The organism is Piscinibacter gummiphilus (assembly GCF_002116905.1).
Taxonomy (GTDB): domain Bacteria; phylum Pseudomonadota; class Gammaproteobacteria; order Burkholderiales; family Burkholderiaceae_C; genus Rhizobacter; species Rhizobacter gummiphilus.
Window position 1 is genome coordinate 1,155,081 of record NZ_CP015118.1, and the last position, 23,290, is coordinate 1,178,370.

The following is a 23,290-nucleotide window of genomic DNA, read 5'->3' on the forward strand; positions in this document are numbered from 1 at the left end:
TACGTTCGGGTGAAGGAGGTCGCCGACGGAATCCAGGTCCGCTTGAACGAGTAGCTCACCGCTTAACCGGCTGAGTCTGCTGCGTGCCGCAGCGCAGTCATCACCGCATCACCGGGGTCAGGTCTTGCCTTTTGCACGCAACGTCAAGATCAGGTTTGAAATCTTGAGCATTCGCGCCACTTCAAATCTCACGCAGCGCGCAGCAAATAGACCCGCTGCTCTTGAAAAAGATCACCGATAGAAGAATGACCCAGGGAGGGTTGTCAATGTTCAATCTCAAGAGCGAACCCCGTCGGTTCGCAGCCCCGCTTCGCCCCTCGACGCTGCTCACCGCCTGCCTCCTGTCCCTCGCCGCCTGCGGCGGCGGTGGCGGCAGCGGCGAACCCCCCATCGACCCGGCCTTGCAGGAAGGCCCACACCTCATCGAGGTCGCATCCGGCACCGCGGTGCTGCCGCGCATCGATTTCCCCGCCGACGTGAAGTCCGGCGGCGCCGAGCGGGTGCAGGCCTTCCTCGCCGCGGACGGCCGCGCCGTCGTGCGGCTTCAGCTCACGCAGGCCACCGTGGCTAGCGGCCCTCTGAGCCGCCGCGAGCTGGTGTATTCCCGTTCGGCCGACGGCACTTGGTCGGCACCGGAGGCGCTGGACGCGCCGGCCGTGCCCGAGATCTGGCACGCCAACGAGAGCGGCTGGGTGTCGGCCGGCACGCCGGACTTCGTCGAACTCGAGAACTTCGGAAGAACGGACTCCGAGGCCAAGGCCATGGGCCCGGGCATCGGCCAGCGCCTGCGGGCCGCGCAACGGCACCAGGTGCTCCCCGACCGCGTGCGCATCGGGCGTGTCATCGACGACCAGGGCGGCGTGTACCTGATCGACCGGCAGGAGCCCACCGACGCCGACAACACCTGGACCGTGACGCAGAGGCGCGTGGCCGCCGACGGCACGGTGGGAAACCTGCAGACCTTGTCCAAGCGTGGCGCGCTCCCCCTCTACGAGAACCGGCCCCAGCTGACGCAGAACCCGTCGCCCACGCGCGCGGCCCTGTACTGGGCCGAACCGTTCATCGCGACCGACCCGGCCGACCTGCAGGTGGGCCGGCTCTTCATCGAGTCGGGCACGCTGGCAGGCTCCCTGCCCACCGGCGCCCCGTTCCATCGGTCCTGCCCCATGGGGTTGGTCCGGTCCGTGACTCCCCAGTGGGGCACGGTGCTGTCGTACCCCTGGCCCGACAACGACGGGGTGTGCCGGACGAGGGTCCGGGTCATCGAGACCCGCGCGCCCGTGACCGCCATCGGGGACCAGCGCCTGGACCCCACCGATTCGCTGGCCACGCCGGCATCTCCCCCGTTGCTCAGCGCGGGCCCGGACGGCCAACTGCTGGCCCTGTGGCTCAAGCCGACGTTCGACCCCTACCGTCATGAACTCCGCGTCGCCACGGGCCAGGTGCCGGACCGCAACACGACGGACCGAAACTGGTCGTGGTCGCCGGCTTCGACGGTCGAGCATGCGGGGGCGCCCGTGAGTTTCTCCAACGCGGACATTTCCGAATCGACCATCGCGGTGGGGTCGGGGGGGCACGTCGCGGTGGTCCACCTCAGCGCCTCCACCAGTTCCAACACGAACGTCTGGCTGCTGCGGTACGCCCCGGGCACGGGCTGGAAACCCCCGCTCAAGCTGTTCAATGGCGTGCCCTTCCCGATCACCCGTTCGAACCTGTCGGTCGCCCCCGACGGCAAGGTGCTGATCGCCTACGTCGACATGAACCGGTGCCCGGCCGGCGATTGCCCGGTCCGCCTGCATCCGCGCGCGATCGTGATCGACTGACAGGCCCCGTCGGGCTCGGGCCGCGTGCCTCGAGCCCTTTTCCAGGATCGTCAAGCTGTACCCCATGCAACTCCTCACCCTCTGGCACGTCCACCAGCCGGACTACCGGGCCGCCGGCCCGTCGCGCGCCCCCGTGTTCTCGCAGCCCTGGGCGTATCTCCACGCCACCAAGGACTACAGCGACATGGCGGCGCACCTGGAGCGCCATCCCTCGGTCGCGGCGACGTTCAACTTCTCCTCGACGCTGCTGGAGCAGCTCGAGGCGTACACCGAACAGTTCGCGAAGGGTGTGCCGAACGACCCGCTGCTGCAGGCCCTGGCACGTGCCGAGCCCGGCCCGCGGGACGAGGCGCAGCGCCGGTACCTCGGTGACCAGTGCTTCCGCATCAAGCGGGAGACGATGGTGAGGCGCTTCGCGCCGTACGCGGCGCTGGAGGCGAGGACGGGGGCGGCGTTCGAGGGAGACGATGCGGCCTTCGGGAAGCTGCCGCCCGCCTACTTCGACGACCTGGTGACCTGGTACCACCTCGCGTGGTGCGGTGAAGCCCTGCACCGCGAAGATCCGGTGGTGCGCCGGCTCGTCGCGAAAGGCGAGCGCTTCTCGCTCGAGGACCGCCTGGCCCTGTTCGAGGTCGTTCGCTACACCGTGAGCGGTGTCCTGCCGCGCTACCGGGCGCTGGCGGACCGGGCGCAGATCGAGCTGTCACTGTCTCCGCATGCCCATCCCCTCGCGCCGTTGCTGATCGATTTCTCGGTGGCATCGCAGATCACGCCAGGCGTGACGTTGCCGACGGCGGAGCGATACCCCGGCGGCCTCGAACGGGTGCAATGGCACATCGACCGCGCGCGCGCCGTGTTCCGCCGCTGTTTCGGACGCGAGGCCGAAGGCACCTGGCCGCCGGAGGCGGCCGTCTCCGAGGCGGTGGTGGACCAGCTCGGCGACAACGGCTTCCGCTGGCTCGCCTGCGACGAGATGACCGTGCGCCGCAGCCTCGGCGATGCCGACGAGCCGCTGAACACCTCCTGGTGGCACTGGGGCGAGCCGAAGAACCCCGCCATCATCACGCGCAGCAAGGCAGCGTCGGAGTTCCTGTCGTTCGAGTATTCGCGCTACGCGCCGCGGGATGCGGCCGTGCACCTGCTCGACGGCGTGCGGGCGATCGCCGCGCGCCATGCCTCGGTGGGCGCGCCGCCCGTGGTGATGATCTCGCTCGACGGCGAAAACGCATGGGAGCACTACGACGCGAACGCCTGGGACTTCTTCGAGGCCTGGTACACCGCGCTGGACGAGGCCACGGACATCCAGACGGTCACGCCGTCGGCATGGCTGGCGGCGCCGTCGACTCCGGCGCCGTCCCGGCTGCAGAAGCTCCTGCCGGGGACCTGGATCGGCGGCGACTTCAGCATGTGGATCGGCGACGCGGCACGCAACCGCGGCTGGGATGCCCTGGTTCAACTGAAACAGGCGTTCGATGCCGCGCTGCCGCGTCTCGACGCCGCGCAGCGCGAGCAGGCCGCCGTCGCGCTCGGGCGCTGCGAGGGGTCGGACTGGTTGTGGTGGATGGGCTTCGACGAACCGCGCGAAGCGGTGCTGACCTTCGACCGGGCCTACAAGCGCGGTCTCGCCGAAGCCTACGAGGCGATCGGCACGCCGGCCCCGCCGATGGAGGCCGATTTCTCCCGTGTCGGGTACGCCGTCACGGCGCCCGTGTCGACGCTGGAACTCGCGACCGCGATGGCGCGGGCGATGGGCATGCAGATCACCGTCGAAGTGCCGGAGGGCACGCTGCAATGGGGCGACCAGCCCACGTCGCCGGCGATCGACGAGTTCCTGGAACGGCAGGAGGCCGCGGGCTGGCTGTTCCACGTGCCGGCGATCGATGTCGGCGGCGCGCAGGCCGCCTTCTTCAAGTATGCGGAGATCCGGATCGCGCTGGAGAAATCGAACGTGCGGTTCTTCGAGGGCAGGGCGCTGCTGGCCACGAAAGGCATCGAGCCCGGCATCCTCGTTGTCGGTGTCGACCGGGCGGCGGCCCAGCGTCTCGTCGATCGTTTCCGGATGGGCGTTGCGTTGTTCGCCGAGCGTGGGCAGGCGTCATCCCTGTTGAGTTTCGTGCGGTGATGGGTGTTGGCCTGGAGCGCGTGATCTGAAGCGACCCTGGCCGCCCATGCGTCGTTCGACGCATTGCCCCAACACCCGGCCTTGCGTCCAATCCTTCCGTTGTCCTGCGACGGAGGTGAACGATGGCGAGGGTGAAGGTGGGGGAGGTGCGCGACCTGTGGCGATACCCGGTCAAGGGGATGGCCGGCGAGCGCGTGGCGACCGTCGAACTGGGGCCCCAGGGCACGCTGGGCGATCGCCGCTGGGCGGTGCGTGACACGGCGCGCGCCGAGATCCAGAGCTGCAAGTTCCGGCCGGACCTGCTGCGTTGCGCCGCCCGTCTCGATCCGGACGCCCCGGGCGGTGTGGCCATCACGCTGCCCGACGGACGTTCGGTCGGCGTGGCGGATCCCGAGGCCGCCGCCGCGGTGTCCCGGCTGGTCGGCCACGCATCGACCCTCGAGCCGCTGCGGCCCGCCGATGACGCCGTGTTCTACCGGCGCCATGGCGTCGGGGACGGCACCTGGCTCGCCGAACTGAAGGCCACGTTCGAGCGCGAACCCGGCGAGCCCCTGCCGGCGATCCTCGATGCGTTTCCTCCAGAGGCCGCCGAGTTCGTGGTGCGGCCGGGGACCTTTCACCTCGTGACCCAGCTGCACCTGCTGACCACGGCGACGCTGGCTCATCTGGCAGCCCTTGACCCGGTGTCGGACTGGGACGTCCGGCGCTTCCGGCCGAACGTGCTCGTCGATACGGGGCGTGACGCGCGAGGCCTGCTCGAACAGGCGTGGGTGGGCCGGCGTGTCCTCATCGGTGATGCGGCCGTGGCGTGCGTGGACACGACCCCGCGCTGCGGCGCGATCACCCGTGCGCAGGCGGAGGGCGTGGTGGCGGACACGGGCGTCCTGCGCACGGTGGTGAGCCGGGCGGCGCAGAACGTCGGTGTGTACGGCGAGGTCGCGTTCGGGAACGAGGTGCGCGTGGGCGACGGTGTCTTCCTGGACGGTTGACCCGTGCCCGGGTTCTCACCCGTGCCGGCGTTTCGGCTTCACGTCCTGACTCGCCGTGATGCAGTTGCACCCGACCGGGTTGCGAATCTCGTGCGAGAGGCCTCCCATGAAGAAGAGAAGGGCCAGGCAGAGCTTCCTCATGTCACGTGTCTCCTTGGTCATCGACGAGGCATGATGAGCCGGGCCACGCCGCCTGGAGCGAAACGCGTATCGCACTGTGTCCGCGCGTGGGTTCGACACACTCCGTTGCCCGGCCCGGCCACGCAAAAAAAGGCGCACCCCCGCAGGAGGTGCGCCCAGCCGTCAGGCAAGAGGGCCCCGACGGAGACAGGAGGCTGTCAGAACCCGCCGCGCCGCTTGTCCGACACCTCGAGGCTGCTGAGCGCGCTCCAGCCGGCGCCCTGGATCCAGCTGTCGTAGCGGCGATCGTTGTCGATCCAGCGCTTGGCCCAGGCGATGCCCAGCTTGCCGAGCGTGGCGTAGTGGCCGCCGCCGTCCATCACGCACAGGTGGTCGTCGCCGCGCATCTCGGCATAGGCCTTCGGCGTGCTGGAGGGCAGGGCCGTGTAGAACGCCGAGGCGTGGATGGCGGTGGGGGCGATCGCGTCGAGCTGGCAGGCGAGCACCATCGTCGGCACGCGGATGGCGCCGAAGCTCAGGACGGAGGCGAGGTTCCACGGGGCCATCGGGATCGCGGCCTTCAGCGACGGGTTGGCGAACGCGGCCACCAGCGCGCCGCCGCCGCCCATCGAGTGGCCCGCCACCGCGCGCCGCGTGGCGTCCACCTTGCCGTACAGCGGGCTGAGGCGGCTGCGGCCGAGGTCGGTCACGTGGTTCAGCGCGGCCATCAGTTGCGACGCGCGTTGCTCGGGCTGGTCGAGCACGGTGGTCGTGTCGATCACGATGACGACGAAGCCGTGGGTCGACAGGCGCTCGCCCCAGAAGTACATCGACGAACCCGGGGCGGTGAAGCCGGGCGACACGGCGATCAGGCCGTACTGGCCCGATGCGGTCGGGTACCAGATGCGGCCGCCGCCGAAGCCGAGGGCCGAGAGCCGCGAGACGTCGCTCGTGCGGACCGAGAAGCTGCCGTTGCGTTCGAGCGCGGCCGTGGTCGGATCCGGGCCTTTCTGGTACGGATTCAGTTGAGCGGATGCGGTACCGGACAGCAGCAGGGCGCTCGCCCCGAGGGCGAGCGCGCGGAGGGATTTCTTCAGCATGGTTTGTCTCCAAAGTGTGGAATGGATCGCGGCACCTCTGCGGGTGCGCGCGCTGCCCATTCTTCGGAGATCGTCGGCGCGGTCCATCCGCGCAATGCGCTACCCCGTTGGTACAAGCGTGTCCAGCCCATCGGTGCTAGCGCGGACGCATGGCAGCGAGGACATCGGATCGACGAAGAGTTCCTCGCCCATGAACGAGCGCTGCGGCGGAAAACCGAAGTGCTGCTTCCACAGCTTCGAGAAGTGCGACGAGTCGGAGAAACCGGCGATGGCGGCCACCTCCGTGAGGCTCACGCCGCGCCGCAGGTAGGCCGCGGCTGCCTGCAGCTTGAGCGTCTGCTCGTAGCGCCGCAGCGGGATGCCCACCTCGCGCTGGAACAGGTGCACGAGCCAGTCCTTCGACAGGTTCACGGCTTCGGCCAGCTCCTGCGTGCTGAGGCCGTGCTGCCCCCGCAGGCGCCGCATCACCTCGCGCACGCGCGGGTCGAGCGGCCCCGCCGCCGGCAGCCGGGCCGCCGCGAGGTCCACGGCCTGTTCGTACAACCGGTCGGCCTCGGCCGGAGCGAGGCGCCATTCGCGGAACGCCATCAGCGTGTCCTGCAGCGCCGCGAAATGCGCGCGCGGCCAGGCGCGTGCCGCGGGATGGCCGCGTGCGAAGGTGGGGAAGGCGCGGTGCGTGGGGCTGATGTCGATGCTGACGACCGGGCTGTCCTTCGCGCGGATGCGCTTGCGCACGCCGGGGCCGACGAACAGCGCGCTCGTGGCGAAGCGGGTGTCCGCCGTCTGCACCTCGAACGCATCGGCGTTCAGCGCGAGGTACAGCACGGCGGACTGCCGCTGGTTGGTGACGTCGTCGAACCGGCCGGCGTAGAGGAAGCCGGACGGCACGACGTGCATGCGGCCGACCGGTGCCACCGTCGCGGCGGCACCGGGTCGGGCGGGGCGGGTCCTGAGGGGCGAGGTCATGGCAGGGTATGTGTTGCAACGGCGATGATTGGCGCCGGAGCGGGTCCCTGCTTGTACAGGATGGTCGCGATCCTGGGGAATTACCCGGGGTCCTGTTCGCCCGGCAGGGTCGGCACGTTCATCGGCGCGATGTGAGGAGCGGGTGCCTCGGTCGCCGTCAGCACGCTGGCCGGCATCGCCGCGGCGATGTCGGCGTCGCCGCCGTCGAGGGTGACCGGCGACGCGGTATCCGCCAGCGCGGGAGGCCTGGCGTCCACCTTGTCGTGGCGCGCGGCGGCCGGCGCAGGGGCGGGGGGCGCTTCGTCGTCCGCCGGGACCTCGGCCGGCGGCGGGGCGAACCACTGGACCGGCGCCGGCCGGGCGGCCGCGAGGGTGACCCGCGGGGCCGCGGGTTCCTCCGGCCCCAGCGCCAGCAGCATGGCCGCGGCCACGGCCAGCAGGGTCGCGCCCGCCACCAGCACGGAACCGCGGAGGTTCCGTCCGCCGCGCCACGGGGCGGTGGCCTGCGCGCCATGGAACCGGTTGGCATCGGCCTCCGCGGCGCGGAGGAAATCACCGAGGGACTGGCCGTTGAAGTGGGTTTCCATGGCGTCCTCCCCTTACCAGGTGGCCAGTGCGGCGCGCACTTCGTCGCGGTACAGCTCGTTCGACGCGGCGCCGTACGCCTTGGTGTAGTTGGTGTCGATCGGGCATTCGATGGCCGCGGTCGAGGTGTCCTCGAAACAGGTCACCGGCACGTCGGAGACCAGGCGTGCGAACGAGTAGGTGCGGTACTGCGTGGTGCCCGACACCTTGATGGGCAGGCGGATCAGGCCGGTGCCCGAACGGATGATCACGCCCTGGCCGCAGCCGCCGTTCGCGTCGGGCAGGCAGGTGCCGTAGCTGCCGCCCTTGCTCCAGGTCTCCACGGCGGCGCCGAACTGCGCGGCGACGGTGGCCGACTTGCCGAGCTTCGCCGCTTCCTGGTCGATGATGGCCTGCAGCGCTTCACCGGCTTCGTCGGCGTGGTTGACCGACTCGAGGAACTCGCTGCGCGCCGAGTTCGTGTTGCTCAGCAGGGTGGAATTCCAGACCCCTTCGTAGATGCGGGCCAGGTCGGCGGCCGTGGTGTCGTTGCGCCGGTTGGCGGGGTCGAACTTGTCCGTCTGCAGGTTCTTGTAGCCGCAGCCGATGTCGTGGCGCACGGTGGTGCCGGTGAGGCCGGTGGCGGTGGCCGTGGCGTTGAGGCCCGCGAAGCCGCCGGTGCGCAGCGTGACGCCGCGGGTCGTGCGGTTGTCGGAGATGCGCATCATCTCGTCGAGACCCTTCTCGAAGTCGTAGTCGGTGCGGAGGTTGGCGGCGGTCTCGAGCGACGGTTGCGGGCAGGCGTTCTTGCGTTCGGTCAGCGTGCCGGTGCGGTAGTCGTAGTAGTTGAAGGGCGTCGCGAGCTCGTCGGTGCCCGCAGCCACGCGGCGCATCGCGTGCAGCAGGTGCAGCGACTTCAGCGAACTCGCCACCTCCGCGCGGCGGCGGCTGTTGAGGTCCACCTTCACGCTGCCGCCCACTTCCTTCAGGTAGGCCGAGAAGATGCCGCGGGTGGGGTTGCCGTTGGCATCGAGGAAGGTCTTGCCGAACTCGCCGCGCATGCGGGCCGTGCTGGCGTTCGCGTTGTCGATGAAGGCCGCGTCGTAGCGGCGCACGCCGTTGCCGTTCAGGTAGCTCACGATGTCAATGGGGCGGGCCGACACCTGGTTCGCGTAGTCGACGAGCGCGGCCATCGACGAGAAGCCGTACTGATACCACCACGCCGCGTTGTCGGCGCCGGTGTTCTTCACCTGGATGAAGTTGTAGGTGCCGTCGGCCTGGCGGTCGAGCTTGACGATGCGGCCGCTGAACGAACTCACCTTCGCGGCGATGTCGGCAGGGGTCTGGTTCAGCCACCACTGCCAGGCCTTCGCGTCGGCCCCGGTGTTGGCGACCGAGATCATCGTGTACTTCTTGACGCCGCCCTCCATGTAGCTGTCGAGGTCGACGAGGCGCTGGCCCGACGAGGTGAGGTAGCTGCTGATCTGCGCGGAACTCGCGCCCGCCATGTAGCCCCAGTTGCGCGCGGCGCTGCCGGTGTTCGAGACCATCACGGCGGCGAAGCGGATCTGGCCGCCGCCGATGTCGTACGGCTGTAGATCGATCAGGCGTGCGGTGTGGGCGTTGAGTTTCGTCTGGATCTCGGCGAAGGTCAGGCCGTAGTACCACCACCAGCCGGACACCGCGTAGGCCCCGCTGTTGCTCACCATCCGCACCGAAAACGTCGGCACGCCGCCGCTGACGGCGTTCACTTCGAGGGAGGCGATGCGGGCACCGTGGTCGCTCAGGTACGTGCCGATCTGGGTGGCGTTGACGCCGGTGTAGGCCCACCAGCCGGTGGGGCTGTCGATCGAGTGATCGGTGGTCAGCGACGTGGTGTCGAGCGCCATCGGCGTGACGGCGATGGCCGAGGGCGCCTGCACGGCGAGTTGCGCCGAAGCGCCGGAGGCCAGGGCGGCTGCGGCGACAGTGGCGAGGAGGGAGCGGGTCAGGAGGTTCACCGGATGCATGTCGAATCTTTCAGGGCTGGGTTGAAGGGGAACCCGACGTTCGGGGTGCAGGCAGTGTCCGGACGCGAGGTTTCAGCGGGGCTTCACGCAACGCCCTGTGTGTTTCATGGATTGCGCATCGGGTCCCCCCATCGGAGGGCACCCGCGAAACAAAACGAAATGCAGCGATACCGCGGCGAGATCCATCCGCGGCCGCACCCCGGGATCATGGGCACATCACCCCACGGAGGACCACGAGATGCACCTGTTCCACAGCCGCTTCCACCGCCATGAACGGCACCATGCCCGCGGCCGCTTCGGCGCGTTCTGGCACGCCGCGTTCCATCACTCGCGCCCCTTTCACGACCACCACGCCGAGGCCTCGTTCCGTCCCGGGCGTGTCCCGCTGCGGTCCCGCGCCGCGGCGTTCCTCGACCTGGACGCCGAGCAGATGGAACGGATGGATCGCCTGTTCGACGAGGTCTGCACCGCGCGACGTGCCGCGAAGGACGTGCTCCGGAGCGCGGAGTTCGCCGCGCTGGTCGAGAACGAGAACTTCCGGCGCGAGGAGGCGCAGGCGTTGTTCGATCGCCGGATCGACACGCTGAAGGCCATCGGCCCGTCGGTGGTGGCGGCGTTCGGCGACTTCTTCGACACACTCGACTTCGAGCAGCAGCAGATGCTGCGTTTCGCGCTGCGCCGCCGCCGCCATGGGCACAATGGACGGCACGATGCACCGCCTGCTGCTGATTGACGACGACGAGGCCCTGGCGCCGCCGCTCGCGCACTACCTCGCCCGCTTCGACTTCGAGCTGAGCGCCGTCACGCGCCCGAGCCTCGCGCTCGCGCGGCTGGCGGCCGAACGTTTCGACGCGCTGATCCTCGACGGCATGCTGCCCGAGATGGACGGCTTCGCGTTCTGCAAGCAGGTGCGCGGCGGCCAGGACCCGTGGCGCGAGATCCCGATCCTGATGCTCACTGCGCGCGGTGACCTCACCGACCGCGTGGTGGGCCTCGAGCTGGGCGCCGACGACTACCTCGCCAAGCCGTTCGAGCCACGCGAACTGGCCGCTCGGCTGCAGACCATCCTGCGCCGCACGCGGCTCGGGCCCGCCGCGGCGGCACCGTCGCCGCTGCTGCGTTTCGACGGCGTCGACATCGACACCACACGCCGCCGCGTGACCACGGCCGCCGGGCCGGTGGAGCTGACGAGCACCGAGTACGAGCTGCTGCTGATGCTGGCGAAGGCGCCGGGCAAGGTGTTCTCGCGCGACGAGATCCTGAACCGCCTGCGCGGCCAGGAGGCCGACCTCTACACCCGTGCGGTGGACATCCTCGTGAGCCGCCTGCGCCGCAAGCTCGACCCGGTCGAGGCCCTGAAGACGCTGCGCAACGCGGGTTACTGCTTCGCGCTGCCGGCGCGCGGGGAGGAGGGCGCATGAAACATCCCCACGAGGAGCAGTGGCAGGCCCACACGCAGGCGCGGTTCCGCCACGCGAGGCGCCTGCGCGGGATGCAGACGGAGATCCACGACCTGCACGCTGCGCGCATGCGCGACTGGCACTGGCGCATGCGCGCGCACCACCGGTGGCACCAGCGCTGGCACCGGCAGCATGCGGTGTTCCGGCATTCGCTGGGCGCGCGGCTGATCGCGATCTTCGCCGTGCTGGCGCTGCTCGGCAGTGCCATCCTGTGGACCGCGCTGCAGTCCGACCACGGTTTGTGGTGGGGTGTGCCGCTGCTGCTGTTCGTGACCGGCCTGGCCTACGGCGGCATCCACCACATGATCCGCCCGTTGCGGATGCTGGCCGCCGGCGCCGAGGCTTTCGGGCGGGGTGACCTGAAGTTCCGCGTGCCGGTGGTCCGCGGTGACGAGATCGGCGACCTCGCGATGCGCTTCAACCAGATGGCGGCCGACATCCAGGCGATGCTGGACGGCAAGCGTGCGCTGCTGCTCGCCGTGAGCCACGAGCTGCGCAGCCCGCTCACGCGGGCGCGGCTGCACGCCGAGCTGGTGGACGACGGGCCGTCGAAGGACGCGCTGCTCGACGAGTTGGCGCAGATGCGCGAGCTGATCTCGGCGTTGCTCGAGAGCGAACGCCTTGGCAGCGGCCACCGTGCGCTGCAGCTGACGGGCGTGGACCTCGGCGAGCTGGCGGCGGAACAGGCGCAGACCGGCGTCGAACTCGACACCGAGCCCGAGCTGCCGCTGCTGCAGCTCGACCGCACGCGGGTGCAGCTGCTGCTGCGCAACCTCGTGCACAACGCGCTGCGCCACAACGACCCGGCTCGCGGTCCGGTGATCGTGTCGGTGGCACGGGACGGCGACGGCGTGCGGGTGTCCGTGCGCGACCACGGCCCCGGCGTGCCGCCGGACGCGCTGGACCGTCTCGGTCAGCCGTTCTTCCGGCCGGACGAGGCCCGCACCCGCGACAGCGGCGGCGTGGGCCTCGGGCTGTCCCTGTGCCGGCTGGTCGCGCAGGCGCATGGCAGCCGTCTGGTGTTGCGCAATGCCGAGCCGGGGTTCGAGGCGACAGTGACGTTTCCGAGGCTCGACAGCCGCTGACCCCTGGCTCGAACGGCCCAGGGTCCGTGACGGGTCGACCGCACCCGCATGGTCCGAACGTGGTCAGCCCGGTCTCACGTGGAAACGCGGTGTCGGCCGATGGGAGGTCGGGGCGCCGGCCCGTCCAATGCGATCCGGCAGTCCCACCCAACCCCACCGGATCCGCACCATGAAACTCCAATCCCTCCTCGCCGGCGTCGTCCTCGCGCTCGGCAGCACGCTCGCCTCCGCCGCCATCGTGTTCACGCCGACCGGCACCGTCGAACTCGACGCCACGTTCGACCCGTCGGGCGCGCTCTTCGCGCCGGGCGCCTACACGTCGGGTGAACTCGGTGTGTTCACCGCGACGGGTCCCGTCGAACTCGCGCTCACCTACCTGGGCCAGGAGTCCGGCGCCGCCGACGGCGTCGCGCTGGGCTTCGACCGCGTGCTGACCGAACGTTCGCGCATCGGCGACACGCTCGTGGGCGACGCTGCGGCGGGCGAGGTGCTGCCGTTCCTGTTCTTCGGCTCGAACGGCGGGCTCGCCGCGAACGGCGGCCTCGGCTGGCTCGGCGCGTCGTTCGCCGTGCTGGACCACCACGTGACGACGCGCTTCGGCACCTTCGACTACCTGATCGGCTTCGACGACAGCCGCACCCATGGCGACTACGACGACTTCGTCATCGGCCTGCGCAACGTGTCCGCGGTGCCGGAGCCGGGGGCGCTGCTCGCGCTGTCGGCCGGCCTCGCCGTGATCGGACTGCGGGCGCGCCGCCGCGCGGGGCGGTGACCGCGCGCGCTCAGAACCGGTAGGTCGCCGTCGCCACCACCTTGCGCTTCTCGCCGTACCAGCAGTAGCCCGACGAGTCGCACGATGCGACGTACGACTTGTCGGCGATGTTGCTCACGTTCAGGCCCACGCGCCAGTCGCCGGTGTCGTAGCTGACCATGGCGTCGGCGAGGGTCACCGACGGCACCCACACGGTGTCGGTGCCGTCGGAGGTCTTGCCCTGGTACCGGACGCCGAGGCCCGCCTTCAGGCCGCGCACGCCGTAGGGATCGAACTTGTGCAGCACCCACGCCGACGCGGCGTTCTCGGGGACGAAGGCGACGTGCGTGTCCGTCTCGTCGTCCTTCGCCGACAGGCGCGTGTAGGCCGCGGTGAAGTCCCATGCGCCGAGGTTCGCGGCGGCCTCGAGTTCGAGGCCCTTCGTGGTGATGGGCGCGCTCTCGATCTGGTTCAGCGGGTTGGCCGGATCGCCCTTGAGCCGGTTCTTCTCCTGCAGGTGGAACACCGCGGCGGTGGCGCGCAGGTTCTGGCGCTCGGGCGACCACTTCACGCCGGCCTCGACCTGCTGGCCGCGCTTCGGCTCGAACACGCGGCCGGTGAGGTCGGCACCCTGGGCCTCGAACGACTCGGAGTAGCTCGCGTACGGCGACCAGCCGCCATCGGCGAGGTACACCGCGCCGAGGTTCTTCGTCCACGCATCGACCTTCTGCGTCGTGCCGGCCGACTCCGTCTTCGCGTCGTCGTAGCGCAGGCCCGCGGTGAGGGCCCAGCGGCCCACGCGGATGCGATCGAGGACGAGGAAGCCCAGCTGCTGCACCTTCGGCTGCGAGTGCGATGCGGCTGCCTCGTCGAGGGTGGCCGGGGGCTGGAACGTGCCGTAGGTGGGCGTGTAGACGTCGATCAGGCCGGCGTCGCCTTCGATGTAGCTGTCGGTGCGGCGATAGCGCAGCAGGTCGACCCCGGTCACGAGCGTGTGGGCCACCGGACCGGTCTGGAACTTCCCTTCGAGCAGCAGGTCGCCCGCGGTGGTGAGCGTGCGGCCCTCGTCGATGGCCCAGGCGCGGCCGAGGTAGCGGCCGTTCACGGGGTCGGGTGTGCCGGTGCCGTCGAGGAAGCCCAGCCACCACGCGGAGTACATGCTCTTGAGCTCGCGCTTGCTGTCATCGTGGCGCAGGTCGTTGCGCAGGGTCCAGCCGCCGCCCAGGTCCTGCTCGAATTCGTAGCCGAGGCGCGAGCGGGTGCCGGTGTTGCCGTCCCAGCCGGGTTCGCTGATGAAGCGGTTGATCGGGATGGTGCCGTGCGGTCCCGGCGTGAGCGTGCCCACCGTCGGCAGGAACGCGTCGTTGTTGCCGTAGTTGTCGCGCTGGTACTCGCCGTACACGGTGAGCTTCGTGCCGGCGCGCGGCTTCCACGTGAGCGACGGTGCGAGGAACACGCGCTGGTAGTCGGCATCGTCCACCTGCGTGCCCGTGTCGAGGCCCAGGCCCACCATGCGGTACAGCAGGGTGCCGGTTTCGTCGATCGCGCCGGTGAAATCGGCCGAGACCTGCTTGCGCTGTTCGTTGCCCAGCTCGACGTTGACCTCGCGGTGGGCCGTGGCCTGGGGCCGCTTGGACACGAGGTTCACGAGACCGCCGGGCCCCGACTGGCCGGCCACGATCGAACTCGGCCCGCGCAGCACCTCGACGCGCTCGTAGCCGTACAGCTCGTCGAGCGGTTCGGCGAACCAGGTCTGGCCCTGGCGCAGGCCGTTGAGGAGCACCGTGGCCTTGCTCCCGCGGATCACGAAGTACTCCGTGGTGTTGCGTGCGCCGTAGATGCCGGTGGTGACACCGGCCGAGTAGCGCAGCGCGTCCTGCACCGCGCTCACGCCCTGGTCGACGATCTGGTCCCGCGGGATCACCGAGATGGCCTGGGCCACTTCGTTGATGGGCGTGTCGGACTTGGTGGCCGTGGCGCTGCGCTGCGCGACGTAGCCCTGCACCGGGCCGTTGGCGGTTTCGGCTTCGGAGGTGGACCGCACGCGGACGGCCGGCAGCGTGGCGCCGGGCTGGGCGTCCGGCGCCGAAGTGCCGGCCTGGGCGTGTGCGAGCGCAAAGCCCGAGAGGCCGAGCAGGCCGAGGGCGATGTGACGGAGTGCGAAGGGAGGAAGAAGCGAGCGGAGGCCGAGCGGGGGCGTCGTCATGTCGAACCAGGCGGAGTTGGGAAGGTCGGGGCGTTCCGGTCCGCCGGGGCGGAGGAACGGTGACGGCGGGCAACTGCGGCTGGCCGGGCGTGCCGTGAGGGCGCGCGGAATGTCGGATCATGGCCCATTTGCGAATCATTCGCAAATGGAATCGATCCCGGCGAGGACCAGCGGCCACACATCCGATGCGCCTGATATCGATATCAGTAGTTTCGCGGATGACGCTCGTCCGTGGAAACGTAGATTGATGCCCCGTGGATGCCGAAGGTGGCAGGCGGGCGGCCGGCGATGCGTGGGGTCGCTCGACTGTCCATTTCACGAGGGAAAACGATGCATGCGACAGACAGTGCGGTGAACGGCAGGGTGATCGTGGGCTGGACGGGCGGAGAGATCCGTCCGGACGCGGTCGCACGCGCGCACGGCCCACGCCTGGCTGAACTGTTAACGGTACGAATTTCGGAGGGCCGCCTGTCCGCGGGCGACCGCTTGCCCACGCAGGCGGACCTGATGAAGGAATTCGGCGTCAGCCGCAACAGCATCCGGGAGGCCATCAGCCACCTGCAGGAACGCGGGCTTGTGGTCACGCACCATGGCATCGGCACCTTCGTCGCTGGCACGGCCGAGCGGCTCGCGCCGTTGCGGGATGCGGACCCGGATGGCGACGGGGCCTGCCTCTGCGAGCTGCAACTCGGCATTGAGTCCGAGGTGGCCGCGCTGGCGGCCGCCCGCCGTTCACCCGAGAGCCTGCAGGCGATGCGGGCGGCGCTGCTCGAGTTCGAGCAGGCGGCGTTGCAGGGCACGGATGCCACGGGCCCCGAGGAGAGGCTGCACGCCGAGTTCGGCCGCGCCTGCCGCAGCGCCCACATCCGCGCGTTGCTGGAGCAGGTGGTGGCCACGCTCGCGCCGCGCTGGCGCCTCCACCTCGCGGGGCTGCGCCGCGCCGAACGGTTGCGCCACATGCAGCAGCTGCATGCGCGCTACGCCCGCGTCGTGGCGGCCATCGGCGAACAGGACGGCGAGTCCGCGCGGCTCGCCATGCGCGAGCTGCTGGCGAGCCGCAGCCCGGCATCCATCCCGGACCCCTACCTTCCCGGCTGACCCAGCGGGTACATCACTCGGCCTCGCGCCGGCACCTACGGAGAAAAACGATGCAGAACGACACCCCCCGCAACACCCGCCGCCAGTTCCTGAAGGCCGCCGCCGGCGCCGGCCTCGCGACCTCGGGCGGCCTGGCGGGCGCGCAGGCGTTCGAATACAAACCGAACCAGCGCTACCCCGACCCGGCCGTCCAGATCCTCGACCCGAGCTTCACGAAGTACCGCATCTACAGCAGCACGGTGGAGCAGGTGGCGACGGGCATGCGCTGGGCCGAAGGGCCGGCCTACTTCCCCGAAGGCGGCTACCTGCTGTTCAGCGACATCCCGAACAACCGGATCATGAAGTACGACGAGAAGACCGGGAACGTCTCGGTGTTCCGCTCGCCGAGCAACTACGCCAACGGCAACACGCGCGACCGCCAGGGCCGCCTCGTCACGTGCGAGCACTCGTCGACGCGCCGCATCACGCGCACCGAGAAGAACGGCAAGGTCACCGTGCTGGCCGACAGCTTCGAAGGCAAGCGGCTCAACGCGCCGAACGACATCGTCGTGAAGTCGGACGACAGCATCTGGTTCACCGACCCGCTGTTCGGCATCAACGGCGAGTGGGAAGGTTTCCGCGCGAAGCCCGAGCAGGCGAACACGAACGTGTTCCGCCTGAGCCCGGACGGCCAGCTGACCGCGGTGATCACCGACATCGTCAACCCGAACGGCCTCGCGTTCTCGCCCGACGAGAAGAAGCTGTACGTCGTCGAGTGGAAGGGCACGCCGAACCGCAGCATCTGGAGCTACGACGTGGGCGCGGACGGCGTGTCGCTGTCGAACAAGACGAAGGTGATCGACGCGGCCGACCAGGGCGGGCTCGACGGCTTCCGCGTGGACCGCGACGGCAACCTGTGGTGCGGCTGGGGCAGCAACGGCGCGCTCGCGAGCGAACCCGTGGAGGTCAACGGCCGCAAGGTGTTCCCGCTCAAGGGCAAGTCGGAAGACCTCGACGGCGTGCGCGTGTTCAGCGCGGCCGGCAAGCCGCTCGCGCACATCAGCCTGCCGGAGCGCTGCGCCAACCTCACGTTCGGCGGCCCGAAGAACAACCGCCTCTACATGACCGCCTCGCACTCGGTGTACGCGCTGTACGTGGAGGCGCACGGCGCGACCTGATCGCGCCGAGGCGCCTCAATCGAACTTCGCCTTCGACTCCTTCACCACACGGGCCCAGCGGTCCTTCTCGGTGCGGATGAAGGTGCCGAACTGCGCCGGCGAACTCGGGCGCGGTTCGGCCCCCATCTTCGCGAGCCGCGCCTGCATGTCGGGCGTGGCGAGCGTCTTCTCCACGGCCGCGTGCAGCGCGGCGACGATCGCGGGCGGCGTGCCGGCCGGTGCGGCGATGCCCTGGTAGGAGCCGGTCTCGAAGTCCGCGAGGCCGGCGGCCTCCGCGACCGTGGGCACGTCGGGCGCCGAGGCGAAACGCTTCGCGCTCGAGATGGCGAGCACCTTCAGCTTGCCGCCCTGCACCAGCGGCCACGTGGCCACCATGCCGTTGAACATCACGTCGGCCTGTCCCGCCGCGACGTCGTTGAGCGCCTGCGCGCCGCCCTTGTACGGGATGTACGACCAGCTCACGCCGGTGCGCAGCGCGAACTCGATGCCCGCGAGGTGGTTCGCGCCGCCCGTGCCCGAGATCGCGAAGTTGACCTGGTCCGGCTTCGACTTCGCGAGCGCGATGAGTTCGCGTGCGTCCTTCACCGGCAGCGTGGGCGTGACCGCCAGCAGGTGCGGCGAGTAGGCCACGAGCGCCACGGGCGCGAAGTCCTTGACCGGATCGAATGGCAGCTGCGGGAAGACGCTGGGGGCGATGGCGAGCGAGCCGATGTCGGTCAGCAGCAGCGTGAGGCCGTCGGCCGGGGACTTGGCGACCAGGTCCGCGCCGAGGTTGCCGGTGGCGCCCGCGCGGTTCTCCACGATCACGTTCGCGCCCAGCAGCTCGGACAGCTTCGGGGCGAGCAGCCGCGCGAGCACGTCGGACGTGCCCCCCGCCGGGTTCGGCACGATGATGCGGACGATCTTGCCGGAGAGCGTGGCGTTCGCGGGCGCGGTGGCCCAGGCGGGCAACACGGCGGATGCGGCGGCGAGGCCGACCAGGTGGCGGCGTTGGCGTGCGTAGGGAAGCATGGGGACTCCTCGCGTTGGGGGTCGGGGTGGAGAAGGGGCGCCCGGACGGCGCCCCGGGGGAATCACGGGCGTTCGCCGATCTCGACGGTCTCGCGGGTCCAGCGGCGGGCCTGCTCGCTGAGGGTCAGGCCGAGGCCGGGGCGGGTGGGAACCAGCATGCGGCCGTCGCGGATCTGCAGGCGTTCCTCGAACAGCGGTTCGAGCCAGTCGAAGTGTTCGACCCACGGCTCGGTCGCGTAGATGGCGGCCAGGTGCACGTGCAGCTCCATCGCGAAGTGCGGGCCCAGCATCAGCCCGGCGTGTTCGGCCAGCGCGGCGATCTTCAGGAACGGCGTGATGCCGCCGACCCGTGGGGCGTCGGGCATCAGGTAGTCGGCGGCGCGGGTGCGGATCAGCTCCGCGTGTTCGCCGGCGCTCGTGAGCATCTCGCCCGTGGCGATGGGTGTCTCGAACGCGGTGCACAGCGCGGCGTGGCCCTCGTTGTCGTAGGCATCGAGTGGCTCCTCGATCCACACGAGGTTGTACGGCTCGAGGGCGCGGCACATGCGCTGTGCCGCCGGGCGCGTCCACTGCTGGTTCGCGTCGACCATCAGCGGCGCTTCGTCGCCGAGCGCCTTGCGCACCGCCTCGACGCGGGCCAGGTCCTGGCGGCCGTCGGGGTGGCCCACCTTCAGCTTGATGCCGCCGATGCCGCGTTCGCGGGAGGCGAGCGCGTTGGTCACCAGCTGGTCGAGCGGCGTGTGCAGGAAGCCGCCCGAGGTGTTGTAGCAGGCGACCGATTCGCGCTGCGCGCCCAGCAGCTTCGACAGCGACAGGCCCGCGCGGCGCGCCTTCATGTCGTACAGCGCCACGTCGAACGCGCCGATGGCCTGCGTGGCCAGGCCGCTGCGTCCCACCGAGGCGCCGGCCCAGCACAGCTTGGTCCACAGCCGGGCGATGTCGTTCGGGTCCTCGCCGAGCAGGGCCGGCGCCACCTCCTTCGCATGGGCGAACTGGCCGGGACCGCCCGCGCGCTTGGCGTAGCTGAGGCCCAGGCCGCGGTGGCCGTCCCGGGTCTCGACCTCGGCGAACAGCATCGCGATCTCGGTCATCGGCTTCTGCCGTCCGGTCAGCACCTTGGCGTCGCTGATGGGCTGGGCGAGCGGCAGGTAGCAGGAGGACAGGCGGATCCAGGCGATGGCGTCCGGGGAGGAGGAGGGGATCAGGGAGGCGGTCATGACAAACGCTCGGAAGTGGGTGACATCGATATCATGGTATCGATGTCATTTTGGCGTTGTCAAGCGGGTCGCCCCGCATCCCGGATCGCCGGAAACGTTCCGGAAACCCGCGCGCACGTAAAATCGGCGCACCACCCGATGAACGCCTCACGCCCTTTCAAGACCCCCACGCTGGCCGACGTCGCCCGTGTGGCCGGGGTGTCTCCCATCACCGCGTCGCGGGCGCTGGCCAACCCCGGCCTCGTGTCCGAGAAGACCATCGCGCGGGTGCGCGAAGCGGTGGAGGCCACCGGCTACATCCCCAACATGCTCGCGGGCGGGTTGAAGTCCACGCGCAGCATGACCGTCGCGTGCCTGGTGCCGGCGATCTCGGTCGCGCAGTTCCTGCCCACGGTGCAGGCCCTGACCGATGCGCTGGCCGCGGCCGGGTACCAGCTGGTGCTGGGGCAGACGGGCTACGACCACGCCCGCGAGGACGCGCTGATCGACACCATGGTGGCGCGCCGCCCCGACGGCATCGTGGTCGCCGGCCTCGTGCATTCGACGGCGGCCCGGCAGAAGCTGCACCGCCTCGGCATCCCGCTGGTGGAGACGTGGGACCTCACCGAGCAGCCCATCGACATGCTGGTGGGTTTCTCTCACCAGCAGGTGGGCGCGGCCGTCGCCGCCTTCTTCCGGCGCAAGGGTTGGGAACGTGTGGGCATCGCCACCGGCGACGACCACCGCGCGAGCCTGCGCCGCCAGGGCTTCACCGGCGCCTGGGGCCGCGAGGTTCCCGTCGCCGTCGGCCCCGCGCCGAGCAACATGGCACTCGGCCGCCAGGCGCTGTCCCGCCTGATCGAGCAGGAGCCCCGGCTTCAGGCCGTGTACTGCAGCTCCGACCAGCTGGCCCAGGGCGTGGTCACCGAGGCGCTGAGCCGCGGCCTGCGCGTGCCGGAAGACCTGGCCGTGTGCGGCTTCGGCGACGCCGCCTTCGCTTCGCAGATGGAACCTTCGCTCACCACCGTGCAGGTCGACGGCGCCGCCATCGGCGAACGCGCGGCGGCGCTGATCATCGGCCGCTGCAAGGGCGAGGACGTGGGCGAGTCGGTGACGGACGTGGGGTTCCGGATCGTCGAGCGGGCCTCGACGGGCTGACGGTCAGGCCGGCTGTGCCCGCCGCCACATCCGCCAGATCGTCACGAGGTTCACCCCCGCCACCACCACCTCCAGCGCCGTCCCGCCGATCGACCCGGCGAGCACGTTGTTGACGATCCAGAGGCCCGTGCCACACAGCATCACGAGCCGCATCGCGATGCCCTGAAGCAGGAACAGCGCGAGCGTGCCGAGGCACGAGGCCATCAGCGGCAGCCAGTCGGCGGGGGCCTTCGCGAGCGCGAGGCCCAGTGCGATGTTCACGGCCACCACCACGGCGGCCACCCACGGTGAGCGGGTGCGCAGTGCCAGCACCGAGCGGGTCAGCGAGACGAGCGAACTCGCGACGGCGGTCGGGTTGCCGAGCAGGTGGAAGTGCAGCACGTAGGCGAGGCATTCGCCGGCCATGAAGAGCTTGAAGCGGCGGTCGTCGGTCTGCAGGAACGAGCTGACGCCGAGGGCGAAGGCGGCGTAGCCGAAGAGCTGCGCCGCGGAGTACCAACTGGGATCCATCGGGAACACGGAGAAACGGGGGACGGGCGCCATTGTCTCCGGCCGGGTCGGGTACTCGCCGCCGTCATCAACCCCTCGGCATGACGGCCTAGACTCGAAGACTTTCCACGGGAGTCTCCAGATGATCGACCACACCGGCGTCGCCGTCAGCGACATGACCCGCAGCAAGGCCTTCTACACGTCGGCCCTCGCGCCCATCGGCTACACGCTGATCGCGGAGTTCCCGGCGGCCGTCACGGGCAGCGCGGACGTGGCCGGCTTCGGCGAGGCGCCGAAGCCGGACTTCTGGATCCACGGGGGCACGCCCAACAACCCGCCGATCCACGTGGCGTTCCGCGCGGCGTCGCGTGCGGCCGTGGATGCGTTCCACCGGGCCGCGCTCGACGCGGGCGGCACCGACAACGGCGCACCGGGATTGCGTGCGCATTACCACCCGAACTACTACGGCGCCTTCGTGCTCGACCCCGACGGGCACAACATCGAGGCCGTGTGCCACGACCCGGCATGAACGCGCCGCTGCAACTCGTCGCCCCGGTGCGGGCCGTGTGTTTCGACTGGGGCGGCACGCTGATGTCGGAGGCCGGCCCCGAGGACACGCCGATGGGCCGCTGGCCGCAGGTTCACGCGGTGCCCGGCGCCGCGGCGTGCCTGGCCGAACTCGCGGGCCTCGTGCCGCTGTGCGTGGCCACGAACGCGAGCGTGTCGGGGCGTGCGTCGATCGAACGGGCGCTCGACCGCGTGGGCTTCCTGGGCCACTTCGCCGACATCTTCTGCTACACCGAGCTGGGCGTGCGCAAGGACGACCCGGCCTTCTGGCGCTCCGTGTCCGAACGGCTCGGCGTGCCGCTGACCGCGCTCGCGATGGTGGGCGACTCGCTGGAGCAGGACTGCCTCGCGCCCCGCCGCTTCGGCGTGCAGGGGGTGTGGTTCGATCCGTCCGGCAAGGGGCTGCCACGCGGGTCCGACGTGCCGCGCGTGCAGCACCTCGTCGATTTCGCCCACGCCGTGACGTCGGTGGTGGCGCGGTCGGGCTGACGTCAGAACCGCCACGTGGCGCCGAACGCGGGACCGCTGAACCGCAGGTTCTGCACGAAGCGGCCGTCGGGCTGGTCGAACTCGAGGTGGCGCCAGCTCGCCTGCAGCTCGCCCCACGGGAAGCGGTAGCCCGCGCCGACCGCGGCCTGCCACGTGGTGACGTGGCTGCCGCCGCCCACGTCGAGGTAGTACGGCACGAACCAGCGGCCTTCGTCGCCGAAGGCCATGCGCCCGCGCACGCCCACGATGGCGGCGGTGAGGGTGGTGTCCTGCGAGACGCGTCCCGAGCGGTCGAACGAGAAGCCTGCGCCGGGAATGCTGGCGTCGAGCGCCCAGTCGAGGCGGGATTCGATGTGGAGCAGCCGCAGCCCGCCCAGCACGTCCACGTGGTGGCGCGCGCCGCGGTTCACGGTGTAGCTGCCGGCGAGCGCCCAGCTCCAGCCCTTCAGGTCGGTGCTGGTGGCGGTGTTGCGTTCGCGCGGGATGGGGATGGCCGCGCCAGGGCCGCCCACCGAGGTCACGCTGCTGCCGGTGTTCCCGAAGTCGAGGTAGACGAGGTCGCTGAACACCGCCCAGTCGCCCCGGCGCGCCTCGCCGTTCAGCATCAGCAGGAACTGCAGGCTCTCGAGGTAGTCGACGGGGCCGATCTCGCTTTCGGCCGAATTGCCCTGGCCGGGCGGGAACTCGTAGCGCAGCTTGCCGTTGACGTTGGGCAGCCACAGGTAGGGGGTCAGCGTGAACTGCCACGGCGCGTCGGCCTCGGGCGGTGCCGAGCGGGCGTCCGGGGCGGCCGCGACGGCGGCACACGCGAGCAGGCCGGCCAGCAGGCGCGACGGGCGAAGGACGGGGGGGACGAGGGGACCGGCGGGCATCCGTGACTCCTGGGGTGGACGCCCGCTAACGTAACAAGATCGGGCGACGCCCGCCATA

21 protein-coding genes are annotated in these 23,290 nt (G+C 70.4%); 12 read left to right on the top strand and 9 right to left on the bottom strand.

Going from position 1 to position 23,290, the window contains the following annotated elements; all coding sequences use genetic code 11:
• The first annotated feature begins 266 nt into the window (after window positions 1–266).
• From A4W93_RS05230 to A4W93_RS05240, 3 genes are all read left to right on the top strand, one after another.
• Complete coding sequence (locus A4W93_RS05230; protein WP_085749607.1) at window positions 267–1,823, top strand: hypothetical protein; 1,557 nt, start codon at window positions 267–269, stop codon at window positions 1,821–1,823.
• A gap of 64 nt (window positions 1,824–1,887) precedes the next feature.
• The gene (locus tag A4W93_RS05235; RefSeq protein ID WP_085749608.1) at window positions 1,888–3,945 is read left to right on the top strand and encodes a glycoside hydrolase family 57 protein; all 2,058 of its coding nucleotides are present in this window, start codon (window positions 1,888–1,890) and stop codon (window positions 3,943–3,945) included.
• A gap of 122 nt (window positions 3,946–4,067) precedes the next feature.
• Window positions 4,068–4,934, top strand: coding sequence for an MOSC domain-containing protein (locus A4W93_RS05240; RefSeq protein WP_085749609.1), 867 nt, complete (start codon window positions 4,068–4,070; stop codon window positions 4,932–4,934).
• Between the two features lie 338 nt (window positions 4,935–5,272).
• Here A4W93_RS05240 and A4W93_RS05245 read toward each other — a convergent pair whose 3' ends face one another.
• The 4 genes from A4W93_RS05245 to A4W93_RS05260 all read right to left on the bottom strand — a co-directional run bounded on the left by A4W93_RS05245 (window position 5,273) and on the right by A4W93_RS05260 (window position 9,693).
• Window positions 5,273–6,154, bottom strand: a complete 882-nt coding sequence (locus A4W93_RS05245; RefSeq protein ID WP_085749610.1) for an alpha/beta hydrolase family protein — start codon at window positions 6,152–6,154, stop codon at window positions 5,273–5,275.
• 99 nt (window positions 6,155–6,253) lie between these two features.
• Window positions 6,254–7,120, bottom strand: a complete 867-nt coding sequence (locus A4W93_RS05250) for a helix-turn-helix domain-containing protein (RefSeq protein WP_099959861.1) — start codon at window positions 7,118–7,120, stop codon at window positions 6,254–6,256.
• Window positions 7,121–7,200: 80 nt separating this feature from the next.
• Window positions 7,201–7,707 (bottom strand): hypothetical protein, encoded by a 507-nt coding sequence (locus A4W93_RS05255; RefSeq protein WP_085749612.1) that lies wholly within the window; start codon window positions 7,705–7,707, stop codon window positions 7,201–7,203.
• Between the two features lie 12 nt (window positions 7,708–7,719).
• A complete protein-coding gene (locus tag A4W93_RS05260) occupies window positions 7,720–9,693 on the bottom strand; it encodes a serine hydrolase (protein ID WP_085749613.1) in 1,974 nt (657 codons plus the stop codon).
• Between the two features lie 238 nt (window positions 9,694–9,931).
• On the opposite strand from A4W93_RS05260, the gene A4W93_RS05265 reads away from it, so the two are divergent.
• The 4 genes from A4W93_RS05265 (at window position 9,932) to A4W93_RS05280 (ending at window position 13,010) form a co-directional block, all read left to right on the top strand.
• Window positions 9,932–10,426 carry a hypothetical protein gene (locus A4W93_RS05265; protein ID WP_085749614.1) on the top strand — a complete coding sequence of 165 codons (495 nt, stop codon included), beginning with the start codon at window positions 9,932–9,934 and terminating at the stop codon, window positions 10,424–10,426.
• Window positions 10,404–11,114 (top strand): response regulator transcription factor, encoded by a 711-nt coding sequence (locus A4W93_RS05270; protein WP_085749615.1) that lies wholly within the window; start codon window positions 10,404–10,406, stop codon window positions 11,112–11,114. Before A4W93_RS05265 ends, A4W93_RS05270 begins: the two co-directional genes overlap by 23 nt.
• Window positions 11,111–12,238 carry a sensor histidine kinase gene (locus A4W93_RS05275; RefSeq protein WP_085749616.1) on the top strand — a complete coding sequence of 376 codons (1,128 nt, stop codon included), beginning with the start codon at window positions 11,111–11,113 and terminating at the stop codon, window positions 12,236–12,238. Before A4W93_RS05270 ends, A4W93_RS05275 begins: the two co-directional genes overlap by 4 nt.
• A 169-nt stretch (window positions 12,239–12,407) precedes the next feature.
• A complete protein-coding gene (locus tag A4W93_RS05280) occupies window positions 12,408–13,010 on the top strand; it encodes a PEP-CTERM sorting domain-containing protein (protein ID WP_157782114.1) in 603 nt (200 codons plus the stop codon).
• A gap of 10 nt (window positions 13,011–13,020) precedes the next feature.
• Here A4W93_RS05280 and A4W93_RS05285 read toward each other — a convergent pair whose 3' ends face one another.
• On the bottom strand, window positions 13,021–15,195 hold the full coding sequence (locus tag A4W93_RS05285; protein WP_085749618.1) for a TonB-dependent siderophore receptor: 2,175 nt from the start codon (window positions 15,193–15,195) through the stop codon (window positions 13,021–13,023).
• A gap of 330 nt (window positions 15,196–15,525) precedes the next feature.
• Between A4W93_RS05285 and A4W93_RS05290 the strand changes: the two genes are divergently transcribed.
• Together A4W93_RS05290 and A4W93_RS05295 are read left to right on the top strand one after the other, a co-directional pair.
• The gene (locus tag A4W93_RS05290) at window positions 15,526–16,293 is read left to right on the top strand and encodes a FadR/GntR family transcriptional regulator (RefSeq protein WP_169726507.1); all 768 of its coding nucleotides are present in this window, start codon (window positions 15,526–15,528) and stop codon (window positions 16,291–16,293) included.
• 50 nt (window positions 16,294–16,343) lie between these two features.
• Window positions 16,344–17,450 (top strand): SMP-30/gluconolactonase/LRE family protein, encoded by a 1,107-nt coding sequence (locus A4W93_RS05295; protein ID WP_085749620.1) that lies wholly within the window; start codon window positions 16,344–16,346, stop codon window positions 17,448–17,450.
• Between the two features lie 15 nt (window positions 17,451–17,465).
• On the opposite strand, the gene A4W93_RS05300 is transcribed toward A4W93_RS05295, so the two are convergent.
• Both A4W93_RS05300 and A4W93_RS05305 read right to left on the bottom strand, forming a co-directional pair.
• A complete protein-coding gene (locus A4W93_RS05300) occupies window positions 17,466–18,461 on the bottom strand; it encodes a Bug family tripartite tricarboxylate transporter substrate binding protein (protein ID WP_085749621.1) in 996 nt (331 codons plus the stop codon).
• 62 nt (window positions 18,462–18,523) lie between these two features.
• Window positions 18,524–19,678 (bottom strand): L-talarate/galactarate dehydratase, encoded by a 1,155-nt coding sequence (locus tag A4W93_RS05305; protein ID WP_085749622.1) that lies wholly within the window; start codon window positions 19,676–19,678, stop codon window positions 18,524–18,526.
• 138 nt (window positions 19,679–19,816) lie between these two features.
• Here A4W93_RS05305 and A4W93_RS05310 point away from each other — a divergent pair, with 138 nt between their 5' ends.
• Entirely contained in the window at window positions 19,817–20,815 is a 999-nt protein-coding gene (locus tag A4W93_RS05310; protein ID WP_085749623.1) for a LacI family DNA-binding transcriptional regulator, read from the top strand.
• Window positions 20,816–20,818: 3 nt separating this feature from the next.
• Here the strand turns inward: A4W93_RS05310 and A4W93_RS05315 are convergent, their stop codons facing one another.
• The gene (locus A4W93_RS05315; protein ID WP_085754042.1) at window positions 20,819–21,325 is read right to left on the bottom strand and encodes a YgjV family protein; all 507 of its coding nucleotides are present in this window, start codon (window positions 21,323–21,325) and stop codon (window positions 20,819–20,821) included.
• A gap of 121 nt (window positions 21,326–21,446) precedes the next feature.
• Here A4W93_RS05315 and A4W93_RS05320 point away from each other — a divergent pair, with 121 nt between their 5' ends.
• Both A4W93_RS05320 and A4W93_RS05325 read left to right on the top strand, forming a co-directional pair.
• A complete protein-coding gene (locus tag A4W93_RS05320) occupies window positions 21,447–21,833 on the top strand; it encodes a VOC family protein (RefSeq protein WP_085749624.1) in 387 nt (128 codons plus the stop codon).
• Entirely contained in the window at window positions 21,830–22,360 is a 531-nt protein-coding gene (locus tag A4W93_RS05325; protein ID WP_085749625.1) for an HAD family hydrolase, read from the top strand. The genes A4W93_RS05320 and A4W93_RS05325 overlap by 4 nt, the downstream gene beginning before the upstream one ends.
• A 2-nt stretch (window positions 22,361–22,362) precedes the next feature.
• Here A4W93_RS05325 and A4W93_RS05330 read toward each other — a convergent pair whose 3' ends face one another.
• A complete protein-coding gene (locus A4W93_RS05330) occupies window positions 22,363–23,232 on the bottom strand; it encodes a hypothetical protein (protein ID WP_085749626.1) in 870 nt (289 codons plus the stop codon).
• Window positions 23,233–23,290 lie beyond the last annotated feature (58 nt).